21 protein-coding genes and 1 pseudogene are annotated in these 22,442 nt (G+C 68.7%); 7 read left to right on the top strand and 15 right to left on the bottom strand.

The genetic code is table 11. The features are described 5' to 3' along the window. Positions 1 to 147: 147 nt before the first annotated feature. Positions 148 to 1,260, bottom strand: coding sequence for a glutamate 5-kinase (gene proB / locus FE811_RS16680; RefSeq protein WP_116220905.1), 1,113 nt, complete (start codon positions 1,258 to 1,260; stop codon positions 148 to 150). Beyond that, positions 1,248 to 2,279: a GTPase ObgE gene (gene obgE / locus FE811_RS16675; protein ID WP_116220904.1), complete on the bottom strand. Its 1,032-nt coding sequence runs from the start codon at positions 2,277 to 2,279 to the stop codon at positions 1,248 to 1,250. The genes proB and obgE overlap by 13 nt, the downstream gene beginning before the upstream one ends. Positions 2,280 to 2,402: 123 nt before the next feature. Between obgE and FE811_RS16670 the strand changes: the two genes are divergently transcribed. From FE811_RS16670 to eno, 4 genes are all read left to right on the top strand, one after another. Beyond that, complete coding sequence (locus FE811_RS16670; RefSeq protein WP_116220903.1) at positions 2,403 to 2,741, top strand: multidrug efflux SMR transporter; 339 nt, start codon at positions 2,403 to 2,405, stop codon at positions 2,739 to 2,741. Positions 2,742 to 2,804: 63 nt separating this feature from the next. Then, complete coding sequence (locus tag FE811_RS16665; protein ID WP_116220902.1) at positions 2,805 to 4,220, top strand: YdiU family protein; 1,416 nt, start codon at positions 2,805 to 2,807, stop codon at positions 4,218 to 4,220. Between the two features lie 18 nt (positions 4,221 to 4,238). Beyond that, positions 4,239 to 5,036 (top strand): endonuclease/exonuclease/phosphatase family protein, encoded by a 798-nt coding sequence (locus FE811_RS16660; RefSeq protein ID WP_036754585.1) that lies wholly within the window; start codon positions 4,239 to 4,241, stop codon positions 5,034 to 5,036. A gap of 66 nt (positions 5,037 to 5,102) precedes the next feature. Then, entirely contained in the window at positions 5,103 to 6,380 is a 1,278-nt protein-coding gene (eno, locus tag FE811_RS16655) for a phosphopyruvate hydratase (protein ID WP_116220901.1), read from the top strand. Between the two features lie 50 nt (positions 6,381 to 6,430). Here the strand turns inward: eno and FE811_RS16650 are convergent, their stop codons facing one another. The 3 genes from FE811_RS16650 to cysS are packed head-to-tail and all read right to left on the bottom strand — an operon-like array spanning position 6,431 to position 10,289. Next, a complete protein-coding gene (locus FE811_RS16650) occupies positions 6,431 to 7,249 on the bottom strand; it encodes a squalene/phytoene synthase family protein (RefSeq protein WP_116220900.1) in 819 nt (272 codons plus the stop codon). Next, entirely contained in the window at positions 7,246 to 8,868 is a 1,623-nt protein-coding gene (cimA, locus tag FE811_RS16645; protein WP_116220899.1) for a citramalate synthase, read from the bottom strand. Before cimA ends, FE811_RS16650 begins: the two co-directional genes overlap by 4 nt. Before the next feature lie 32 nt (positions 8,869 to 8,900). Continuing rightward, positions 8,901 to 10,289 (bottom strand): cysteine--tRNA ligase, encoded by a 1,389-nt coding sequence (gene cysS, locus FE811_RS16640; RefSeq protein WP_116220898.1) that lies wholly within the window; start codon positions 10,287 to 10,289, stop codon positions 8,901 to 8,903. Between the two features lie 155 nt (positions 10,290 to 10,444). Between cysS and FE811_RS16635 the strand changes: the two genes are divergently transcribed. Further along, positions 10,445 to 10,786 carry an MmcQ/YjbR family DNA-binding protein gene (locus FE811_RS16635; RefSeq protein ID WP_036754610.1) on the top strand — a complete coding sequence of 114 codons (342 nt, stop codon included), beginning with the start codon at positions 10,445 to 10,447 and terminating at the stop codon, positions 10,784 to 10,786. Positions 10,787 to 10,883: 97 nt separating this feature from the next. Here FE811_RS16635 and FE811_RS16630 read toward each other — a convergent pair whose 3' ends face one another. The 7 genes from FE811_RS16630 to rmuC all read right to left on the bottom strand — a co-directional run bounded on the left by FE811_RS16630 (position 10,884) and on the right by rmuC (position 16,677). Continuing rightward, positions 10,884 to 11,330 carry a pore-forming ESAT-6 family protein gene (locus FE811_RS16630; protein WP_036754774.1) on the bottom strand — a complete coding sequence of 149 codons (447 nt, stop codon included), beginning with the start codon at positions 11,328 to 11,330 and terminating at the stop codon, positions 10,884 to 10,886. Positions 11,331 to 11,426: 96 nt separating this feature from the next. Then, positions 11,427 to 12,524 carry an ABC transporter ATP-binding protein gene (locus FE811_RS16625; RefSeq protein ID WP_114535344.1) on the bottom strand — a complete coding sequence of 366 codons (1,098 nt, stop codon included), beginning with the start codon at positions 12,522 to 12,524 and terminating at the stop codon, positions 11,427 to 11,429. A 65-nt stretch (positions 12,525 to 12,589) separates the two neighbouring features. Next, positions 12,590 to 13,396: an ABC transporter permease gene (locus FE811_RS16620; protein WP_116220897.1), complete on the bottom strand. Its 807-nt coding sequence runs from the start codon at positions 13,394 to 13,396 to the stop codon at positions 12,590 to 12,592. Further along, a complete protein-coding gene (locus tag FE811_RS16615; RefSeq protein WP_036754616.1) occupies positions 13,393 to 14,262 on the bottom strand; it encodes an ABC transporter permease in 870 nt (289 codons plus the stop codon). Before FE811_RS16615 ends, FE811_RS16620 begins: the two co-directional genes overlap by 4 nt. 93 nt (positions 14,263 to 14,355) lie before the next feature. Further along, positions 14,356 to 14,778: a secondary thiamine-phosphate synthase enzyme YjbQ gene (locus FE811_RS16610; RefSeq protein WP_116220896.1), complete on the bottom strand. Its 423-nt coding sequence runs from the start codon at positions 14,776 to 14,778 to the stop codon at positions 14,356 to 14,358. After that, on the bottom strand, positions 14,775 to 15,206 hold the full coding sequence (locus FE811_RS16605; protein ID WP_116220895.1) for a hypothetical protein: 432 nt from the start codon (positions 15,204 to 15,206) through the stop codon (positions 14,775 to 14,777). Before FE811_RS16605 ends, FE811_RS16610 begins: the two co-directional genes overlap by 4 nt. Before the next feature lie 31 nt (positions 15,207 to 15,237). Further along, a complete protein-coding gene (gene rmuC / locus FE811_RS16600) occupies positions 15,238 to 16,677 on the bottom strand; it encodes a DNA recombination protein RmuC (protein WP_244294901.1) in 1,440 nt (479 codons plus the stop codon). Positions 16,678 to 16,844: 167 nt separating this feature from the next. Between rmuC and FE811_RS16595 the strand changes: the two genes are divergently transcribed. Then, entirely contained in the window at positions 16,845 to 17,393 is a 549-nt protein-coding gene (locus tag FE811_RS16595; protein WP_072463534.1) for an NADPH-dependent FMN reductase, read from the top strand. Positions 17,394 to 17,450: 57 nt separating this feature from the next. Here FE811_RS16595 and rpoD read toward each other — a convergent pair whose 3' ends face one another. The 3 genes from rpoD to FE811_RS16580 form a co-directional block, all read right to left on the bottom strand. Beyond that, entirely contained in the window at positions 17,451 to 19,433 is a 1,983-nt protein-coding gene (gene rpoD, locus FE811_RS16590) for an RNA polymerase sigma factor RpoD (protein WP_036754631.1), read from the bottom strand. A gap of 141 nt (positions 19,434 to 19,574) precedes the next feature. After that, positions 19,575 to 21,518: a DNA primase gene (gene dnaG, locus FE811_RS16585; RefSeq protein ID WP_114535341.1), complete on the bottom strand. Its 1,944-nt coding sequence runs from the start codon at positions 21,516 to 21,518 to the stop codon at positions 19,575 to 19,577. Between the two features lie 39 nt (positions 21,519 to 21,557). Further along, positions 21,558 to 22,142, bottom strand: coding sequence for a TetR/AcrR family transcriptional regulator (locus FE811_RS16580; RefSeq protein ID WP_036754636.1), 585 nt, complete (start codon positions 22,140 to 22,142; stop codon positions 21,558 to 21,560). Between the two features lie 101 nt (positions 22,143 to 22,243). Here FE811_RS16580 and FE811_RS16575 point away from each other — a divergent pair. Further along, positions 22,244 to 22,442: pseudogene (locus FE811_RS16575) on the top strand (hypothetical protein); the annotation flags it as partial.

Here is a 22,442-nt window from a genome sequence, read left to right as displayed (position 1 = left end):
GACGCCGGCCTCATGATCGGTGTCGCAGATGGGTATTTATGGAACGAAGAAGCCCGGTGCCGCTTTCCGAAATTCAGCGCGGCACCGGGCTTCTTCGTTCTTCAAATACCCATGCGACCGCGACGCAGAAGCTACGGCCCAAGAAGATCACACCACCATGTCGTCGCGATGGACCAGCGCGGCCCGGCCGGGATAGCCGAGGATGCCCTCGATCTCGTCGCTGCGATGGCCGGCGATGGCGCGCGCCTCGGTCGAGGAATAGCGCACGAGGCCGCAGGCCAGCCGTGCGCCCTTGCCGTCCTGCACCACCACCGGATCGCCCCGGCCGAAGCGGCCCGAGACGGCGGTGACGCCGGCCGGCAGCAGCGACTTGCCCTGCCCCAGCGCCAGCGCCGCGCCGGCATCGACGGTGATCTCGCCCTTGGGCTTCATCGCCGCGATCCAGCGCTTGCGCGCGGCCTGCGGGTCGGTGTCGGGCAGGAACCATGTCACCCGCGCGCCACTCGCCACGGCGGAAAGCGGGTTCAGCACCGAGCCCTCGGCGATGGCCATGGCGCAGCCGCCCGCCACCGCCGTGCGCGCCGCCATCAGCTTGGTCTTCATGCCGCCCTTGCTGACGCCCGAGATCGGGTCGCCGCCCATGGCCTCGATCTCGGGGGTGATCTGCTGGACCACCGGCAGGTGACGCGCGGCGGGGTCGGTCTTGGGATTGGCGGTATAGAGCCCGTCGACGTCGGACAGCAGCAGGAGTTGGTCGGCCCCGCAGGTCACGGCGATCTGCGCCGCCAGCCGGTCGTTGTCGCCGAAGCGGATCTCGTCGGTCGCCACGGTGTCGTTCTCGTTCACGATCGGCACCACGCCGAGGCCCAGGAGCGTCTGCATGGTCGCCCGGCTGTTGAGATAGCGGCGCCGGTCGGTGGTGTCGTCCAGCGTCACCAGCAGCTGCGCGGTCTTGACGCCATGCGGCGCCAGCGCCTCTTCATAGGCGCGGGCGAGCTTGATCTGGCCCACCGCCGCCGCCGCCTGCGACTGCTCGACCCGCAGGGGACCGGCGGGCAGGCCCAGCACCTGCCGCCCCAGCGCGATGGCGCCCGAGGAAACCAGCACCACGTCCGTCCCCCGCCCCCGCGCCCGCGCCACGTCGTCGCAAAGCGCGCGCAGCCATTCGGCGCGCAGCCCCGCGCCGTTCACCAGCAGCGCCGAGCCGATCTTGACCACCAGCCGCTGCGCGCGGCCCAGTTCCGGCGTCAGGGCTGCCACGGCTTGTCTTCCTTGTCGGCGGCGGGCTTGCGCGAGGGCGCGATCCGCGACCAGAGTGCGCGCAAGACCTCGGTCACGCCTTCGCGCGAGACGCCGGACATCAAGAGCACCGGGCCGCCGATCTCGGCCTCGAGCGCCGCCTTGCGCTCGGCCAGCGTCTCGGGGTCGAGCGCGTCGATCTTGTTCAGCGCCGTCACCCGCGGCTTTTCGGCCAGAGCCGGGGAATAGGCCTGAAGCTCGGTCAGGATGGTGCGGGCGTCCTGCGCCACGTCCTCGGCCGTGCCGTCGACCAGGTGCAGAAGCACGCGCGAGCGCTCGACATGGCCCAGGAACTGGTCGCCCAGGCCCCGGCCCTCGGAAGCGCCCTCGATCAGGCCGGGGATGTCGGCCATGACGAATTCATGCCCGTCCACGCCCACGACGCCCAGGTTCGGGTGCAGCGTGGTAAAGGGATAGTCCGCGATCTTGGGCCGCGCGTTCGACACCGCGGCAAGAAAGGTCGATTTCCCGGCATTCGGCAGGCCCACCAGCCCGGCATCGGCGATCAGCTTCAGCCGCAGCCACAGCGTGCGCTCGACCCCCGGCTGGCCGGGGTTGGCGTGGCGCGGCGCGCGGTTGGTCGAGCTTTTGAAATGCAGGTTGCCGAAGCCGCCGTTGCCGCCCCTGGCCAGCAGCACCCGCTGGCCCGGCTCGGTCAGGTCGGCGACCACGGTTTCCTGGTCTTCTTCCAGGATCTCGGTGCCGACCGGCACGCGCAACAGGATGTCGTCTCCCGAGGCGCCGGTGCGCTGCGCGCCCATGCCATGCCCGCCCGACTTGGCGAAGAAATGCTGCTGGAAGCGAAAGTCGATCAGCGTGTTCAGCCCCTCGACCGCCTCGGCCCAGACATCGCCGCCATTGCCGCCGTCGCCGCCGTCCGGCCCGCCATATTCGATGAACTTCTCGCGGCGGAAGGATACGCAGCCCGCGCCCCCGCCGCCCGAGCGGACATAGACCTTGGCGAGATCGAGGAATTTCACGGGCGCAATCCTGTCAGCTATGGCAAAGCCGTGGGATACGCGCTTGGCCGTTTTCGTGCAAGTGGCGTGACTTTCCCCCGTCCCGCGAATTAGATGGGCCGGCGACGAACGAGTGGAGACGCCATGCCGGTCCTGACCTATGCCACGCTTTTCACCGCCATCACGCTTGAAGTGGTCGGCACCACCTTCCTGCAGCGCAGCGAGCAGTTCACCCGGCTTGTCCCCACCCTGCTGATGGGCCTGTGCTATGCGGGCTCGTTCTATTTCCTGTCGCTGGCCTTGCGGGCCATGCCGCTGGGCATCGCCTATGCGATCTGGAGCGGGCTGGGGATCGTGCTGGTCTCGCTGATCGGGCTTGTCGTCTTTGGCCAGAGTCTGGATTTCGCGGCGGTGGTCGGGCTTTCCATGATCGTCGCGGGTGTCGTCATCGTGAACCTGTTCTCGGGCAGCGTGACGCATTGAATCGCCTCCACCCTTAACATTCCGGCAATCGGGTCTAGATTAATGTCCGAAGGGAGGGCCGCGATGATCCACTTCGACAACAGCTATGCCCGACTGCCGGAAGGTTTCTTCACCCGCACCCCCCCGACCCCGGTGCGCGACCCGCGGCTTGTGGCGCTGAACCGGCCCCTGGCCGAGCGGCTGGGCTTCGACGCCGACTGGCTTGCCAGCCCCGAGGGCGTGGCCATGCTGGCCGGCAACGCCCTGCCCGAGGGGGCCGAGCCCATCGCCCAGGCCTATGCCGGCCACCAGTTCGGCGGCTTCGTGCCGCAGCTGGGCGACGGGCGCGCGGTCCTGCTGGGCGAGGTGGTGGCGCCGGACGGGGCGCGCTTCGACATCCAGCTGAAGGGTGCCGGGCCGACGCCCTTCTCGCGCCGGGGCGACGGGCGGGCCTGGCTGGGCCCGGTGCTGCGCGAATACCTGGTCAGCGAATTCATGGCCGCATTCGGCATCCCGACCACGCGCGCCCTTGCGGCCGTCACCACCGGCGAGACTGTGATCCGCGAGACGCTGCTGCCCGGCGCGGTGCTGACCCGCGTCGCCGCCAGCCATATCCGCGTCGGCACCTTCGAATTCTACGCCGCCCGCGGCGACCGGCAGCGGCTGCAACTGCTGGCCGACCACGTCATCGCCCGGCACTATCCCGATGCCTCGGGCGCGGCCGACCTGCTGCAGCGCGTGGTCGAGCGGCAGGCCGCGACCATCGCCGGCTGGATGGCGCTCGGCTTCATCCACGGGGTGATGAACACCGACAACATGTCGGTCTCGGGCGAGACCATCGACTACGGCCCCTGCGCCTTCATGGACGGCTACCGCCCCGACAAGGTGTTCAGCTCGATCGACGCCCAGGGCCGCTATGCCTGGAACGAACAGCCCAACATCGCGGTCTGGAACCTGGCGCAATTCGCCAGCTGCCTGGTGCCCCTGATGGGCAACGACGACGCGGCGGTGGCCGAGGCGACGCGCATCGTCCACAGCTTCCCTGGGCTCTACCAGGCGGAATGGCTGAAGCGCTTTGCCGCCAAGCTGGGCATCGCCGACCCTCGCCCCGAGGACCGGGCGCTGATCGAGCGGCTCTTGACGCTGATGGCGGCCGAGGAGGCGGATTTCACCCGCACCTTCGCCGGGCTGGCCGACGGCCGCGCCCGCGACGAATTCGCGGCGCCCCAGCAGTTCGACGCCTGGGCCGAGGGCTGGCGGTCGCGCATCCGCGACCTTGCGGACGCAAGCCAGGTCATGGCGCGCGCCAACCCGCGCCGCATCCCGCGCAACCACCGCATCGAGGAGGTCATCGCCGCCGGGCGCGAGGGCGATTACGCGCCCTTCCACGCGCTCGACGCGGCGCTGCGCGCGCCCTTCCAGGACCGGCCGGAATGGGACGGCTTCGCGCAGGCCCCCGCCCCCGATGAGATCGTCCGTCGCACCTTCTGCGGCACCTGAGCAGCAGCGAAAGGCCCAATGCCGAAAAGCCCCGACCATCCGAGCCCCGACCACCTTCGCCTGGCCAGCTACAACCTGCACAAGTGCCGCGGCATGACCGGCCCGCACGCGCCCGAGCGCAACCTGCGCGTCATCGCCGAACTGGATGCCGACGTGATCGCCCTGCAAGAGGTCGATTTCCGCTTCGGCGCCCGCCCCGAGGCGCTGCCGCGCGCGCTGATCGAAAAGACCACCGGCATGGTCCCCGCCCCCTTCCTGGGCACCGGCGAGAATTCGCTGGGCTGGCACGGCCAGACCATCCTGCTGCGCCCCGAACTGCGCGAGAGGGCCGAGATCCGCCGCCTGCCCCTGCCGGGGATCGAGCCCAGGGGCGCGCTGGTGCTGCGCCTGCCGGGGCTGACGGTGGTGGCGGTGCATCTGGGGCTGATGCGCTCGTCGCGCCGCGCCCAGCTGTCGCGCATCATCGCCCAGGCGCGGCGCATCGGCCACGACCGCATGGCGCTGACCGGCGATTTCAACGAATGGCACGATTCGCGCGGGCTTGAGGCGCTTGAGGCGCTGCGCGTCGTCACCCCCGGCCCCAGCTGGCCCGCGCCCTTCCCGCGCCTGCGCTACGACCGCTTCGCCGTCTCGCGCAGCATCGAGGTGCTGGATTGCGGCGTGCTGGACAACGAGATGGCGCGGGCGGCCTCGGACCACCTGCCGATCTGGGCCGACCTCGCCGTCGATGCGCATGAAGAGGTGCCGCGCGGCTACCAGCCGGCGCGCGTCACCTCGCGCATTCCCGGCGAGGATGGGGTGGCCGGGGCGGATTGACGCTTTTCTGCAATTGCGAAGGCGGTTAAACAGCGCCAAAGCTCGTCAGCCAAGGGGGACGCAGACATGACCGCCATCATCGACATATTCGCGCGAGAGATTCTGGACAGCCGGGGCAACCCGACGGTCGAGGTCGATGTGACGCTGGAAGACGGCACCATGGGCCGGGCGGCGGTGCCCTCGGGCGCCTCGACCGGCGCGCATGAGGCGGTCGAGAAGCGCGACGGCGACACGGCCCGCTACATGGGCAAGGGCGTGCTGGAAGCCGTCGCCGCCGTCAACGGCGAGATCGCCGAGAACCTGATCGGCGAGGACGCGACCGAACAGGTCGCCATCGACCGCATGATGATCGAGCTGGACGGCACCCCGAACAAGGGCCGCCTGGGCGCCAATGCCATCCTGGGCGTCTCGCTGGCGGTGGCCAAGGCCGCGGCCGAAGCCTGCACCCAGCCGCTCTACCGCTATGTCGGCGGCGCCGGCGCCCGCGTGCTGCCGGTGCCGATGATGAACATCATCAACGGCGGCGAACATGCCGACAACCCCATCGACATCCAGGAATTCATGATCATGCCGGTTTCGGCGGAGAACATCCGCGAAGCCGTGCGCATGGGCTCGGAAGTCTTCCACACGCTCAAGAAGGAACTCTCGGCGGCGGGCCTCGCCACCGGCGTCGGCGACGAGGGCGGCTTCGCGCCGAACCTCAGCAGCACCCGCGACGCGCTGGACTTCATCCTCAAGGCCATCGAGAAGGCCGGCTACACCCCCGGCGACGACATCATGCTGGCGCTGGACTGCGCCTCGACCGAGTATTTCAAGGGCGGCAAGTATGAAATGGCCGGCGAGGACAAGTCGCTGACCCCGGCCGAGAACGTCGCCTATCTCGAGGCGCTGTGCAACGACTACCCGATCCTGTCGATCGAGGACGGCTGTTCCGAGGACGACTGGGAAGGCTGGAAGCTCCTGACCGACACGCTGGGCGGCCGGGTGCAGCTGGTCGGCGACGACCTCTTCGTGACCAACCCGGCGCGCCTGGCCGAGGGCATCGCGCGGGGCTGCGGCAACTCGCTGCTGGTCAAGGTGAACCAGATCGGCACGCTGACCGAGACGCTCGACGCCGTGCGCATGGCGGATCGCGCGCGCTACACCTCGGTCATGTCGCACCGCTCGGGCGAGACCGAGGACGCGACCATCGCCGACCTGGCGGTGGCGACGAACTGCGGCCAGATCAAGACCGGCAGCCTCGCGCGCTCGGACCGGCTGGCGAAATACAACCAGCTGATCCGCATCGAGGAAATGCTGGGCGCCGCAGCGGAATATGCCGGCAAGTCCATCCTGCGCGGCTGATCCGCAGGGCATCGCAACGAAGCAGGGCGGCCCGGCGAGGCCGCCCTTTTTCATATCCACCAGCGATGCGTCAGCGCAAAGGCGCCAAGCGCAAGGCGGCGGCGGAACTCCGAGGGCGCGGCGCCGGCCAGCGCCTCGATCCCCCGCGGCGCCGCCCGCAACGCGGCCCGCACGCCCGCGCCGGCAAACAGCACCGGCGCCAGCCGGCGCGGCACAAGCCGGCGCTGCGCCCTGGCCTCGGCAAGCTTCGCGCGGGCCCTGTCCGCGATCCCGGCCAGCGCCTCGGGCGAGGCGTCCCAAAGGCCCAGCCCCAGCCCCTGCAAGACCGGCAGCGCGGCCAGCCAATGCGCCAACCCCGCCCCCTCGGCCTGGGCGTCGACGATCTCGGCAACCTCCGGCTTTCTCCGTTTTCCAAATACCCCGCGGGGGTCCGGGGGCGCGAAGCCCCCGGCAGCCTCCCAGCCCAGGGCCTCGGCGGCGAAGCGCGCCAGCGGCACCGCCGTATCCCGCACATAGGCCGCGACGGCTTCAGGCCCGTCCAGCGGCTCGCGCGCCGCATCGCGGCGCCGCGCCTCGGCCAGCACGGCGAAACCGGCGGCGCGCGGCCCCCAGGCCTCGGCCAGCGGCGTCAGCAGCTCATGCGACTGCGCCTTGCCGGCGCCGATGTCCTCCAGCCGCTCGATCCACCATTGCAGCCGCATCTCGGCGATCAGCGGCTCGGTCGAGGCCAAGGGCGCACGCGCCAGTTCCAGGTTCAGCGCATAAAGCGTCAGCAGCCGCGGCCGCGCTTCGGCGGGAACCAGCAGGCAGATGCCGAAGCGATCGGGATCGTGCTCGCGCAGCGCCTCGGCGCAATCGTCCAGGCTCATGCCGGCACCACCCGGTCGCGGACCAGCTTCCAGCGGATCGCATCGACCAGCGCCTCGAAACTGGCATCGACGATATTGGGCGAGACGCCCACGGTGGACCAGCGATGGCCCTGCCCGTCGGCGCTGTCGATGATGACCCGCGTCGCCGCCTCGGTGCCGCCGCCGGTGATGCGGACGCGGAAATCGACCAGGTGCATGTCGTCGATGGCCGCCTGATAGGGGCCCAGGTCCTTGGCCAGCGCCCGCCACAGCGCGTTGACCGGGCCGCGGTCATGCCCCTCGGCATCCATGCTTTCGCTGACCGACAGCATGCGCTCGCCGCCGATCTGCACCACCACCACGGCTTCCGAGACGGAAATCCGTTTCCCCAGCGCATTCTTGCGCCGCTCGACGGTGACGCGGTAGCGCTCGACGGTGAAGTAATGCTGCATCCGGCCCAGTTCGGCGAGCGCCAGCAGCTCGAAGCTGGCCTGCGCGCCGTCATAGGCATAGCCGGCATCCTCTCGCGCCTTGACCAGGTCCAGGATGCGCGCCAGCGCCGGATCGTCGCGGCCGACCTCGATCCCCGCCTCGGCAAGGCGCGCGCGCAGGTTCGACTGCCCGGCCTGGTTCGACATCGGGATGATGCGCTCGTTGCCGACCGTGGCGGGGTCCACATGCTCGTAGGTCGCCGGGTTCTTCAGGATGGCGCTGGCATGCAGCCCGGCCTTGTGGGCAAAGGCCGAAGCGCCGACATAGGGCGCGGGCCGGGCGGGCGGGCGGTTCAGGATCTCGTCCAGCCGGCGCGAGATGCGCGTGAGCCCGGCCAGCCCCTCGGCGGTGACGCCGGTTTCCAGCGCCGAGCGATAGGGCTCCTTCAGCAGCAGGGTCGGGATCAGGCTGGTCAGGCTCGCGTTGCCGCAACGCTCGCCCAGCCCGTTCAGCGTGCCCTGCACCTGCCGCGCCCCGGCATCGACCGCGGCAAGCGTGCAGGCCACGGCATTGCCGGTATCGTCATGGCAATGGATGCCCAGCCGGTCGCCGGGGATGCCGGCCGCGATCACCGCGCGCGTGACCTGCCCCACCCGTTCGGGCAGGGTGCCGCCGTTGGTGTCGCACAGCACGATCCAGCGCGCGCCCGCCTCCAGCGCCGCGCGCAGGCAGGCCAGGGCATAATCCGCGTCCTCGTCATGGCCGTCGAAGAAATGCTCGGCATCGAACAGCGCCTCGCGCCCCTGGGCCACCAGATGCGCGACCGAGGCGCGGATATTGTCGAGGTTCTCCTCGAGCGAGATCCCCAGCGCCTCGCGGACATGGAAGGGATGGGTCTTGCCGACCAGGCAGACGGCCGGGGTGCCGGCATTCATCACCGCCGCCAGCACGTCGTCGTTGTCGGCCGAGCGGCCGGCGCGCTTGGTCATGCCAAAGGCGGTCATGGTGGCGCGGGTCGCCGGGGCCTGGGCGAAGAAATCGCTGTCGGTCGGGTTGGCGCCCGGCCAGCCGCCCTCGATGTAATCGACGCCCAGCCGGTCCAGCATCTGCGCGATCTCGGCCTTTTCGGCGGCAGAGAACTGCACGCCCTGGGTCTGCTGCCCGTCGCGCAGCGTGGTGTCGTAAAGGTAAAGGCGCTGGCGCGTCATCGGGGCGGCCCCTTCGGCTGGCTGGTGTTCGGTTATTCGGGCAGTCCGGCGGCGTCGAAATCCGGACCGGGCAGAAGCTCGACCCCGGCCGGGCCCATGCGCACCTCGACCCCGGCGGCCAGCAGGCGCTGCTTGAAGCCGTCCACCGCCGAGAAATCCTTGCTGGCCTTGGCCTCGGCACGCAGCGCCGCCATGCGCTCGGCCCAGGGCGACAGGTCGGGGCCCTCGGCGATCCAGCCGCCCAGATCCTCGGTCAGCAGGCCAAGCATGCGGGCGCCGGCCAGCAGGCCCGCGCCGTCGCCCTGCCCCGCCATCTCGTGCAAGGCCGCGATCGCACCCGCGGTGTTGAGGTCGTCGGCAAGCGCGGCCAGGACGGCGGGTGCCGGGCTTGGCGCGGGGTCGATCCCCGCGACAAGGCCGCGCCAGCGGCGCAGCACGGCCTCGGCCTCGCGCGCCTTCTCGGCCGTCCAGTCCATCGGCTTGCGGTAATGCGTCGACAGCAGCACGAAACGGATCACCTCGCCCGGAATGCCCTGGTCCAAGAGGTCGCGGACGGTGAAGAAATTGCCCAGGCTCTTGGACATCTTGCGCCCCTCGACCTGCAGCATCTCGTTATGGAGCCAGACGCGGGCGAAATCGCCATGCGGATGGGCGCAGCAGCTTTGCGCAATCTCGTTCTCGTGATGGGGAAATTGCAGGTCGATGCCGCCGGCATGGATGTCGAAGCTTTCGCCCAGCAATTCGTAGGACATGGCCGAGCATTCGATATGCCAGCCCGGACGGCCGCGGCCCCAGGGACTGTCCCAGCCCGGCAGTTCCGCATCCGAGGGCTTCCACAGCACGAAATCCATCGGGTCTTCCTTGAACGGCGCGATCTCGACGCGGGCGCCGGCGATCATGTCGTCGACCGAACGCCCCGAAAGCTTGCCGTAACCGGCAAAGCTGCGCACGCGGAACAGCACATGCCCGTCCTTGGCATAGGCATGGCCGCCCTGGACCAGCGTCTCGATCATGGCGATCATCTCGCCGATGTAATCGGTGGCGCGCGGCTCGTAATCCGGCCGCGCCGCCCCCAGCGCATCCATGTCGGCGTGATACCAGCCGATGGTCTCATGCGTGCGCTCGCGGATCAGCTCCTCGAGGCTGCCTTCGGCACCGGCCTCCTTGCGGGCCAGGGCGGCGGCGTTGATCTTGTCGTCCACGTCGGTGAAGTTGCGCACATAGGTGACATGGTCCGCGCCATGGACGTGGCGCAGCAGCCGCACCAGCACGTCGATCACCACCACCGGGCGGGCATTGCCCAGATGCGCCCGGTCATAGACCGTCGGCCCGCAGAGATAGAGCCGCACGTTCTGCGGGTCGATGGGCCGGAAAACCTCTTTCCGGCGCGTCCTGGTATTCGTCAGCCTGATCTCGACCATGACTTCCCCTTTGCGGGCGTCGTCAGGTCACCATGAACCGCCCGCCTGAATTTTCAGCCGGTAATGATGCAGCGAGTGGTGGCGGTTCCTGCCTTCATGCGCCCGCCTTAACGCATTGTCTTGCCTATGCCAAGAGAGGCTGCAAAACTTGGGCCATGAGCCGCGAACTGGTCAATGAAATCTGCGCCGCGCAGCCTGGGGCCGAGTGGTCGGATCCCTGGGGCGGCGGCCATGATTGCTGGAAGATCGGCGGCAAGACCTTTGCCGTCACCGGCGCCATCGGCACCCATGTCTCGGTCAAGACCGACAGCGCCGAGACGGCCGAATTCCTGATCGAGACCGGCGTGGCCGAGCGCGCGGCCTATCTGCACCGCAGCTGGGTCGCGCTGCCGCTCGATTCGGCGCCCGACGAGCTGGCGCATCGCATCCGCCATTCCTATCGCCTGGTGCGCGGCGCCCTGCCCAGGAAGGTTCAGGCGGCCCTGCCGCCCCTGTAACCCGCCCCTGTAACGAAAATGGCCGGCCCCGAGAGGGAGCCGGCCAGAGGCGAAGGGCCGAGCGACTGGCCCCGCGCCAAGAACGATCGGCAAGGCGTCAGGCCGGAACCTGCGAGGCGAGCTGTTGCAGCAAGCCTTCCATCTGCTTGCAGAGCGCCTCTTCGGTGGTGTTCTGCTCGGTCGCGGCATCGGCCAGCGTCCGCTCGACGCCCATGGCCGAGACGGTGCCTTCCTTGCCCTTGGCCTCGGCGGCATCGCCCTTGGCGCTGTCGCCCGCCGGGATCATCGCCAGCAGCTTGGTCTGGATCTCGACCGCCTTGCCGTCGATATGGCCCTGCTCCTGGCAATAGGCCAGGACGCCCAGCTGGTTGCGCGCGCTTTCATAGGCGGCGGCGCTGTCCTGGGCCGGCACGGCGGCAGGCGCCTCGGTCGTGGCCGGGGCCTCGGGGGCGGCGGGCGCGGCCGGGGCCGTCTCTTGCGCCAGCGTCACGCCTGCGGTCAGGCCAAGGGCCAGGGCGGGCAGGATTGCGAAACGTGCGATCATCTCGATCTCCGTCTGTTGCGTGTGGGCGGACTGTGGCATGGGGTGGCCGGGGCCGCAAACCGGCTCGGCGGAATGCCGCGGCCGCTTACGCGCCGATCAGCGGAAAAGCACCAGCGAGCCCGGCGACCAGCTCACATTCGCGCGGGTGCCGACATCCTGCACCTCGCGGCCGAAGACGTTGCGCATGGCGATGCGCACCGGCCGCGCCTGGCCGTCGAAGCCGGCCGAGCCGTCCAGCCGCACGTCGTAATAGGTCATGTCGCCGTAATAGACGACCTCGTCGATCACCCCCTCGGCCACCCGGTTCGCGCCCTGCGCGCCGGGCGCGACCAGCGACACCGCCTCGGGCCGGAAGCCGATCGAGGGGCCGTCGTCGCCCGGATCGGCCTGGCTGACATTGGCCAGGGGAATGTCGACGCGGCCCAGCCCCGGCGCCTCGATCTGCACCGCATCGGCGGTCTCGCCCAGCACGCGGGCGGGCAGGAAGTTCATCACCCCGATGAAATTCGCCACCCGGCGGCTGGTCGGGCGGGCATAAAGCGCCTCGGGCCCGTCGAGCTGGGCGATCTGGCCCTCGAACATCACCGCGATGCGGTCGGACATGACCAGCGCCTCTTCCTGGTCGTGGGTGACAAGGACGAAGGTGATGCCGACCTGGCGTTGCAGCTTGATCAGCTCGACCTGCATCTGCTCGCGCATCTTGCGGTCCAGCGCCGAAAGCGGCTCGTCCAGCAGCAGCACCTTGGGCTTCAGGATCAGCGCGCGGGCCAGCGCCACCCGCTGCCGCTGCCCGCCCGACAGCGCATGGCTGGCGCGGCTGCCATAGCCTTTCAGCCCCACCATCTCCAGCGCCTGTTCGACCGCCGCCGCCTTTTCGGCGCGCGAGCGCGGGTCGCGGCGCAGGCCGAAGCCCACGTTCTCGGCCACGGTCAGGTGCGGGAAGATGGCATAGGACTGGAACACCATGTTGGTCGGCCGCCGGTTCGCCGGCACGTCCTGCATGTCCTGCCCGTCGATCAGCACCACGCCCGAGGAAATATCCTCGAACCCGGCGATGGTGCGCAGAAGCGTGGTCTTGCCGCAGCCCGAGGGCCCCAGCAGCGAAAAGAACTCGCCCGAGCGGATGGTCAGGTCGATGCCGCGCAGCGCGTGATAATCGCCGTAATGCTTCTGCACCTGCCGGATCTCGATCATCGGGCGCGCGCCGGCCATGGCGGCGCGATGGGCGGCGGTGCTTTTCGGGCCGGGGTTTTGGGTCGTCACAGGAAGCCTCCGGTATCCTTGGCGCCGGTCTTGGCGATGCCGCGGCGGCGGAAATATTCGGCGATAGTCAAAAGGGCGATCGACAGCAGCACCAGCACCGTCCCCAGCGCCATGATCATCGGGATCTGCTTGGGGAAACGCAGCTGGCTGAAGATATAGGTGGGCAGCGTCGGCTCGTTCCCGGCCAGGAAGAAGGCGATGATGAATTCGTCCAGGCTGATGGTGAAGCTCATCAGCAGGGACGAGATGATGCCCGGCATGACCAGCGGCAGGATCACCAGCCGGAAGGCGCTGATCCGCGTCTCGCCCAGGTCATAGGCCGCCTCCTCCAGCGAACGGTCGAGCGAGTTGAAGGCGGTGGACAGGATCACCGTGGCATAGGGCATGCAGATCAGCGTATGGCCCAGGATCACCGTCAGGATGCTCAGCTGCACGCCCAGCGACAAGAGCACCACCAGAAGCGAGATCGAGACGATGATCTCGGGCAGCACCAGCGGCAGCATGATCAGCCCCATGATCGGCCCCTTGCCCGGAAAGGCGAAGCGGGTCGAGGCGCGGGCGGCGAATACGCCAAGGCAGGTCGCCAGGATCGAGGAACTGACGGCGATGGTCAGCGAATTGGTCAGCGCCCGGCGCAGCGAGGCATTGCCCCACATCTGCGCGAACCATTCCGTGGTAAAGCCCTTCAGCGGAAAGGCGATGATCGTGCCCGAATTGAAGGCGAAGATCGGCAGAAGCAGGATCGGCGCGTAAAGGAACAGCAGGTAGATCAGCGCATAGGCGCGCAGGCCCCCGCCCTTCATTGCCGCACCCTGAGGAAGCGGCGGTTCACGGCGATGAAGGCCAGGCTGATGACCGCGACGATCAGCATCGCCGTCACCGCCAGCGCCGAGCCCATCGGCCGGTTGTCGAGGTCCAGCATCTGCGCCTGGATCATGTTGGCGATCATCGGGATCTTGCCGCCGCCGATCAGCGCCGGGGTGACATAGTCGCCGATGGTCGGGATGAAGACGATCAGCGCCGCCGCCACCACCCCTGGCATGGCCAAGGGCAGGGTGACGCGCCAGAAGGTCATGGCGCGGCTCTCGCCCAGGTCGCGCCCGGCCTCCAGAAGCGAGCGGTCGATCTTTTCCAGCGCGATGAAGATCGGCAGGATGGCGAAGGGCGCATAGGCATGGGCCAGCGTGATGACCATGGCGTTGACGTTGTAGAGGATGAAGGTCAGCGGCTGCTCGATCAGCCCCAGCGTCTTCAACCCCGAGTTGATGACGCCGTTATAGCCCAGGATCACCTTCCACAGGAAAACCCGGATCAGGTAGCTGGTCCAGAACGGGATGGTGATCAGGAACAGCCACATGGCCTTTTTCTGCGGCGAGACGGCGAAGGACAGGAAATAGGCCACCGGAAAGGCCAGCACCACGGTGGCCAGCGTCACCAGCGCCGCCACCCCCAGCGAACGCAGCATGATGCGGTGAAAGATCGGGTCGGCCCAGACGGTGCGATAGTTCTCCAGCGTGAATTCGCGGATCACCGTCAGGTAGCCGTCCTTGAAGAAGGAATAGGCCAGGATGGTCAGCAGGGGCGCCGCCAGCACCAGCACGGCATAGCCCAGCGGCGGCGCGATCAGGGTCAGCCCCTGAGCCGTCTGAGATCGGTTTCCTGACGCCATGCCCTGCCCTGTGAATCCCTGTCGCTTGGGGTGGCAGGTTTCCATATCCGTGCCGCGAGGAAAAGGGTTTTCCTGCGCTGCGGCAGGCCGGCTTCACGAGCCCTGGAAATGCGCCGCCACCTCACGCCGATGCGGCTGGGCGCGATGCTCGACCAGGTAGATGCCCTGCCAGGTGCCCAGTTCCATCCGGCCGCGCGCGACGGGGATCTGCAGGCTGACGGGCAGGATCGCGGCCTTGAGATGCGCGGGCATGTCGTCCGGCCCCTCGGCGCGATGCGTCAGGTAGCGCATCGACGGATGATCGGCCGACGGCACGATGCGGTCGAGCCAGGCCAGCAGGTCGCGCTGCACGTCCGGGTCGGCGTTCTCCTGCACCAGGAGCGAGCAGGAGGTATGGCGCACGAACAGCGTCACCACGCCCCCCTGCGCGCCGATGCCGCGCAGCCAGGCCTCCACCTCGGCGGTGAAATCATGACAGGCCGGCCCGCGGGTCGGGATGGTGAAGGTGGTGTTCAAAACAGGCGCTCCAGGGCCGATATGCCCAGAACCACAACCCCGCTGAAGGCCAGCACGACCAAAACCTGCCCGGCAAAGCGGCTCAGCAGGTGCCACCGCCACCAAGCTGCCGAATGCAGGCTGCGATCAGCGCGTTTCAGCCCGTGGTTGAACCCGCTCGCCTCAACGAGCAAAACGAGGCAGGCGGCCAAGAAAACGCTGGTGCCGATCCACATGCAGGCCTCGACCTGCGCGCGATCTGCGCTGCCCGCGGGCATGGCCAGCGACCTTGCATGCAAGGCAATCGCCAGGGTCGCCAAGACCTGCATGACCTTGCCGACAGGCGCCTTGACCAGCAATCGCCAGAACTCGCGATTGTTCAGGTCGACGCGCTCAACCCTGCAGAGCCCCGGCGGTTTGCGCCAAGGCGCCCAATCACTCCCCGCCATGGGTTTCTCCGTTGCACAAATACCCAATGAGCTACTCCGCCGCCTCGCCCGGCGCTTCCAGCGACTCGACGCCGTCATGGTCCAGTACGATCCGCTTTTGCGTGCGCGCGCCCAGGTCGCGCAGCATCTCGGCCTGGCGGATGACGTTGCCCGGCCCGCGGGTCAGCCGGTCCATGGCGGTGGCGTGGCTTTTCTGCGCCCGCTCCAGCGCGCTGCCCACATCTTCGACCGCCGAGACGAAGCCGTGCAGCTTGTCGTAAAGCTGGCCGGCGCGGGCGGCGATGGCCATGGCGTTCGACTCGCGCCGCTCGACCGTCCAGATGTGATCCACCGTGCGCAGGGTCAGCATCAGCGTGGTCGGCGTCGCCAGCCCCACCCGGCTCTCCATCGCGTGCCGCGCCAGGTCGGGATCGACGCGCAGCGCCTCGGAAAAGGCGCCCTCGACGGGGATGAACATCAGCACGTAATCGACCGAGCCCTCGTCCAGCGCCTGGTAGCCCTTGGCGGCAAGCCCGGCGACATGGGCGCGAACCGAGGCGACGTGCCGACGCAGCGCGGCGTCGCGGGTCGGCATGTCCTCGGCATTCACCGCCTCTTCATAGGCGTTCAGCGAGACCTTGCTGTCGATCACCAGCAGCTTCTTCTGCGGCATCTTCACGATCACGTCCGGCCGCCACAGCTTGCCGTCGGTGTCGCGATGGCTCGACTGCGTGTCGTAATGCGTGCCGGCGATCAGGCCGGAATCCTCGAGGATGCGCTCGAGGATCATCTCGCCCCAGGCGCCGCGCTTCTGGCTGTCGCCTTTCAGCGCGCGGGTCAGCGCCACCGCCTCGCGCGAGATGTCCTCGGAGCGCTTGTGCAGGTATTCGATCTGCTCGCGCAGCCTTGCGCGTTCCTCGTCCGTGGCCTTGTTGCGGGCCTGAAGCTCGGTCTGGAAGCGGTGGACCTGGTCGCGAAACGGAGTCAGCAGGGCCGAAAGCTGCTCGCCATGCGCCTTTTGCATCTCGCTGCCCTGGGATTTCAGCGTCTCGTTGGCCAGCAGGCGGAACTGGCCGGTCATCTCCTCGCGCAATTCGCGCAGGGTGGCGATGTCGCGCTCGGCCGCCTCGCGGTCCTTCTGCGCCGCCAGCCGGGTTTCCGCCAGGTCGCGCTCCAGCCGCGAGACCGCCTGCCTTTCGCGATGCAGCGCATCGCTCAGCCCGTCGCGCTCCTCGACCAGCTCCTGCAGGCGCTGGGTCAGCGATTCCGCCCGCGTCTCCAGCCGGCTGACGGCCAGAAGCTGGTCGCGCAGCCCGGCCGATTCGGCATCGCAGCGCGCCTGCAACTCGGCCTCGCGCCGCCGGGCCAGCACGGCATCCGCCGCTGCCGAACGCCGCGTTCGCCACAGCGCAACGAGGCAAAGCGCCAGCGCCGCCAGCGCCGCGACCAACAGCAGCCGCAGATTGCCCGCATCCGCCAGCCATGCCTGCATTTTTTCCGCCTCGCCCATCGGCCCCTGCGCCTTGTCCCAACCGCGGTTTCGCGTCGCTTGCCGGGGACTGTTCACCTTTTTCCCCCAGAATGCAAGCGCAAGGCCCCCTTCCCTCGCGCCGGTTGCATCCCTAGCTTGCCCCTGAAAACCGCAAGAGGAGATCAGGCATGGTCAAGTCCGTCGCCGTCATGGTGGGGTCGCTGCGCAAGGATTCGCTCAACCACAAGCTGATGAAGGCATTGCAGAAACTGGCCGAGGGCCGGTTGCAGTTCCACCTGCTGCATATCGGCGATCTGCCGCATTACAACGACGACCTTTGGGCCGATCCGCCCGAATCGGTTCTGCGGCTCAAGGACCGGATCGAGCATTCCGACGCGGTGCTGGCGATCACGCCGGAATACAACCGCAGCTATCCGGGCGTCATCAAGAACGCGATCGACTGGGCGACGCGCCCCTATGGCCAGAACTCGTGGAAGGGCAAGCCCGCGGCCGTCACCGGCACCTCGCCCGGCGTGATCGGCGCGGCGCTGGCGCAGGCGCGGCTGAAAAACGACCTGGTCCATGTCGGCACGGTGATGATGAGCATGCCCGAGGCCTATATCCAGTGGCACGCCGAGGCCCATGCCGCCGACGGCAGCGTCACCGACGAAAAGACCGCGAAGTTCCTGCAAGCCTATGTCGATGCCTTCGTGGACTGGATCGAAAAGCACGGCTGAGCCCGGAACGACGAAGGCCGCGCCCTGGGGCGCGGCCTTTTTCATTGATCCGGGCGGTTACTGGTCCAGGAAGGACCGCAGCTTGCGCGACCGGCTGGGATGTTTCAGCTTGCGCAGCGCCTTGGCCTCGATCTGGCGGATGCGTTCGCGGGTGACGCTGAACTGCTGGCCGACCTCTTCCAGCGTGTGGTCGGTGTTCATGCCGATGCCGAAGCGCATCCGCAAAACCCGCTCCTCGCGCGGGGTCAGGCTGGCCAGCACCCGCGTCGTCGTCTCCTTCAGGTTTTCCTGAATGGCCGAGTCGAGCGGCAGGACGGCGTTCTTGTCCTCGATGAAATCGCCAAGCTGGCTGTCCTCCTCGTCCCCGATCGGGGTTTCGAGGCTGATCGGCTCCTTGGCTATCTTCATCACCTTGCGGACCTTTTCCAGCGGCATCTGCAGCTTTTCGGCCAGTTCCTCGGGCGTGGGCTCGCGGCCGATCTCGTGCAGCATCTGCCGCCCCGTGCGCACCAGCTTGTTGATCGTCTCGATCATGTGGACCGGGATGCGGATGGTCCGGGCCTGGTCGGCGATGCTTCGCGTGATCGCCTGGCGGATCCACCAGGTCGCATAGGTCGAGAACTTGTAGCCGCGGCGATACTCGAACTTGTCCACGGCCTTCATCAGGCCGATATTGCCTTCCTGAATGAGATCAAGGAATTGCAGGCCCCTGTTCGTGTATTTCTTGGCGATCGAGATCACCAAGCGCAGGTTCGCCTCGACCATTTCCTTCTTGGCCTGGCGCGATTCCTTTTCGCCGCGCTGGACCTGGCTGACGATGCGGCGGAACTCCTCGATGTCCACGCCGACATGCTGGCCGACCATGGCCATCTCGGCGCGCAGGCTTTCCACCTGGGTGCGGGATTTCTCGAACAGCGCCTGCCAGCCGCGGCCCTTGTGCTGCATCATGCGCTCGACCCAGGTCGGGTCCAGCTCGCTGCCGCGATAGGCGTCGATGAATTCGCGCCGGTTGATGCGCGCGGCATCGGCCAGCTTCACCACGTTGGAATCGATGGTGACGATGCGGCGGTTGATGCCATAGATCTGGTCGACCAGCGCCTCGATGCGGTTGTTGTGCAGGTGCAGCTCGTTCACCAGCGCGACGATGCGCGAACGCAGCTCCTGATAGGCGCTTTCCTGCGCGGCCGAGAAGGTGCCGTCCTCGTTCAGCGTCGCCGACATGCGGTTGTCCTGCATGTGCGACAGCTCTTCGTAGCCGCGGGCGATGGCCTCCAGCGTCTCCAGCACCTTGGGCTTCAGCGAGGCTTCCATCGCGGCCAGCGACAGGTTCTGGCCGTCGTCCTCGTCCTCGTCCTCCTCGCGGCCCATGGGGTTGCCGTCGGCGTCGAACTCTTCCTCTTCGCGCGCGGCACCGTTGCCTGCGGCGGGACGGGTCTCGGTCGGCAGAACCTCTTCTTCCTCGCCGTCCTCGTCCATCGAGCGGCCGAAGGTGGTCTCGAGGTCGATCACGTCGCGCAGCAGGATGTCCTCGTCCAGAAGCTCCTGGCGCCACATGGTGATGGCCTTGAAGGTCAGCGGGCTTTCGCAAAGCCCGGCGATCATGGTATTGCGGCCGGCCTCGATGCGCTTGGCGATGGCGATCTCGCCCTCGCGCGACAGCAGCTCGACCGAGCCCATCTCGCGCAGATACATGCGCACCGGGTCGTCGGTGCGGTCCAGCTTTTCCGTCTCGGCGGTGGCGACGGTCAGCTCGCGCGAGCCCGAGCCGGTGGTGGTCAGCTCGCCGCCCGGTTCGGCCTCCTCGGCCTCCTCGTCGTTCTCGACCACGCGGATGTCCATTTCCGACAGCATGGACATGACATCCTCGATCTGGTCGGAACTGACCTGTTCGGGCGGCAGGACGGCATTGAGCTGGTCATAGGTGATGAAGCCGCGCTCGCGCCCTTCGGCGATCATGCGCTTGACCGCGGCCTGCGACATGTCCAGCGAAGGATCGTCGTCCTTGGCCTCGGGCTTCTGGTCTTCGTCGTTGGCTGCCATGCTGGCTCCCTTGAAGCGGTGATTCGCGAATCGGCGAATCGGGATCGGCTATCGGCCGGTTCTAGCGCGAATCGCCGGCGATTCAAAGCCTGCGACCCGGCGCCGGCCGGGGTGATTCGGCGCAGGCGATTCGCGCGCCTTTCAGCGGCGCGGCTTGCGCCAGATCTCGTTCTTCAGCGCCGCATCGAGGATGGCCCGATAGGCGTCGCTGTCCTCGCCCAGGTCCGACAGGTCGGCCAGCGAGGGGTGGTCGGCCTGCTGGCGGGCACGGGCGGATTGCGCCATGCGCCAAGTCAGGCCTTCGTCGGCCAGGCCCTCGATCTCGGCCTCGGCGCGGGCGATTTCCTCGCGCGCGGCGCGGCGGGCCTCGATCCGGTCCAGGGCATTGGCAAGGATGCCGGCGGCGGCATCGCCGTCATGCGGACGCAGGATCGCCGGGGCCGCCCTCACATGGGGGTCGGCCATGATGCTTTCAAGGGCGCGCTGCCCGGCCTGGGATTGCGTGCCCGACAGCAGGTCGTGGATCAGCGCGGCGCGGTCCGCATCTTGCGGCTCCAGCCGCTCCAGCCGCGATTCGACCGGGGCGATCAGGCCCGGATGGGTGGCGCAGATCGCCAGCACCATGGCCTCGACCAGCGCCTCGGCCTGCTGCCCGTCCATGTCGGGCGAGGACAGCCGCGAGGCGCGCGTGGGCGCCGCCGGCGCGACCGGCTGGAAGCGGGCATTGCGCCCCTGCCCCTGCCAGTCGCGGGGCCAGTCGCGGGCCGGGCGCGCGGCCGCGGGCGCATCGGCGCGGCGGCGGTTGCCGAACAGCTCCCATTTCAGGTTGCGCAGCACGGCGTGGTAATGGTCGCGGGTGTCCTTGTCGGGGATCTTGGCCACCGCCTCGGCAAGCGCCTTGTCCAGCGCCGCGCGGCGCTCGGGGCTGTCGAAGACCCGTCCCTCGGTCTCGCGCCGCCACAGCAGGTCGACCAGCGGCCGCGCCTCGTCCAGCACGGCGCCCATCGCCCCTGCCCCGCGGGCGCGGATCAGGTCGTCCGGGTCCAGCCCCTGCGGCAGGAAGGCAAAGCGCAGCGCCTGCCCCGGCCCGGTCATCGGCAGGGCCAGGTCGATCAGCCGCATCGCCGCGCGCAGCCCCGCCTGGTCGCCGTCGAGCGCGATCACCGGCTCGGGCGAGATGCGCCACATCAGCCGCAGCTGGTCCTCGGTGATCGCGGTGCCCAGCGGGGCCACCGCGCCCTCGAAACCCGCCCGGACCAGGGCGATCACGTCCATGTAGCCCTCGGCCACCACCAGCGGCCGGCCCTTGGCCACCGCCGCCCGCGCCGGGCCGATATTGTAGAGGTTGCGCCCCTTGTCGAAGAGCGGCGTCTCGGGACTGTTGAGGTATTTCGCCCGCGCGTTCGGGTCCATCGCCCGGCCGCCGAAGGCGATGCAGCGCCCGCGCCCGTCGCGGATCGGAAAGATGATGCGGCCGCGAAAGCGGTCGAAGGAGGCGCCGCCATCCTCGGGCTTGGCCGCCAGCCCGGCCTCGACGATCAGCGCCTCGGCGATGCCCTTGGCGCGCAGGGCGTTGTAGAGGCCCTGCCGCTGGTCGGGGGCGAAACCGATGCCGAAGGCTTCGCAGGCGGCCTCGTCCAACCCGCGCCGGGCCAGATAGGCCCGCGCCGCCTCGGCCGGGCCCATGCCCAGCTGCATGCGAAACCAGCGCACCGCCTGTTCCATGACCTCGACCAGCTCGGTGCGGCGGTCGGCGCGCTGCACCTGGCGGGGGTCGCGCTCGGGCATCGGCAGGCCGGCCTCGGCGGCCAGCAGCTCGACCGCCTCGATGAAACCCAGCCCCTCGGCCTCGCGCAGGAAGGTCAGCGCATCGCCCTTGGCGTGGCAGCCGAAGCAGTAATAGAAGCCCTTCTGGTCGTCGACATGGAAGGAGGCGGTCTTTTCGCCGTGGAAGGGACAGGGCGCCCACCAATCGCCCTTGGCCTGATTCGAGCGGCGCAGATCCCAGACCACCTTGCGCCCGATCACGCGCGACAAAGGCACGCGGGCGCGGATCTCGTCAAGGAATTGCGGCGGCAGGCTCATGCCGTCTTATATCGGATCACGCCGGCCGGTTGCAAAGGGTCATGCACCCACCGCGCCGCGCACCAATTCGCGATAGACCGCGACCACCCGTTCCTGGTCCAGCCGGCCGCCCTCGCGATACCAGTTGGTGACGCCGGTCAGCATGGCGATCAGCGCCATGGTGGCCAGCCGCGTGTCGGGCACCGCCATCGCGCCCTCGGCTTCGCCGGCGATCAGGATCGCCTCCAGCGCATCCTCGTAGCGGCGGCGCAGGGCGGCGATCTCGGCGCGGTTCTCGGGCGTCAGGTTGCGCAGCTCCATATAGGACAGGAACACCGCCTCGGGGCGCTCCAGGCTGGTCTGGATGTGAAAGCGCAGGAACGCCTCGAGCCGGTCGAGCGCGGGCCGGGCCGGATCGTCGCGCCAGGCGGCCAGCAGCTCTTCCATATGCACCCGCAGCAGGTCGGCCAGCAGCGCCTGCTTGTCGGCGGTATAGCTGTAGAGCGTGCCGACCTGCACGCCGACCTCGGCCGCGATCTGGCGCATCGAGACCGCGGCATAGCCGTGGCGCGCAAACAGCCTGCGCGCGGCGTCGCGGACCAGCGGTCCGGTAATCTCTGCCTTCGAGCCCTGGGTTCTTGCCATGCCGCCTTCTAGGCGGCCAGCCGCGCCAAGAAAAGAGCACATCTTGCCCTCGCCACCCCCGCAGGCCTATGGTCCGGCACATGAATTTTCAGGGGAACGGCATGGGGCGGATCTGGGGCGCGCTGGCGCTGGCAAGCCTTGCCGCATGCGGCGACATGGTAGGCGACTATCCCGAGCTGATGCCGACCGACCGGCTGCTGGCCGAGCCGGCCCTGCCGGGCCATGCCACCGATGCCGGCCGCGACCCCGCGGCGGCGGGCAACGCGCTGGATGCGCGCGGCCGCTCCCTTGCCGCCCGCG

The sequence above is a fragment of the Paracoccus sp. FO-3 genome (assembly GCF_006386455.1).
GTDB classification, from domain to species: domain Bacteria; phylum Pseudomonadota; class Alphaproteobacteria; order Rhodobacterales; family Rhodobacteraceae; genus Paracoccus; species Paracoccus versutus.
Note: the sequence above shows the minus strand (reverse complement) of the source record. Positions and strands in the feature narration are given on the sequence as shown.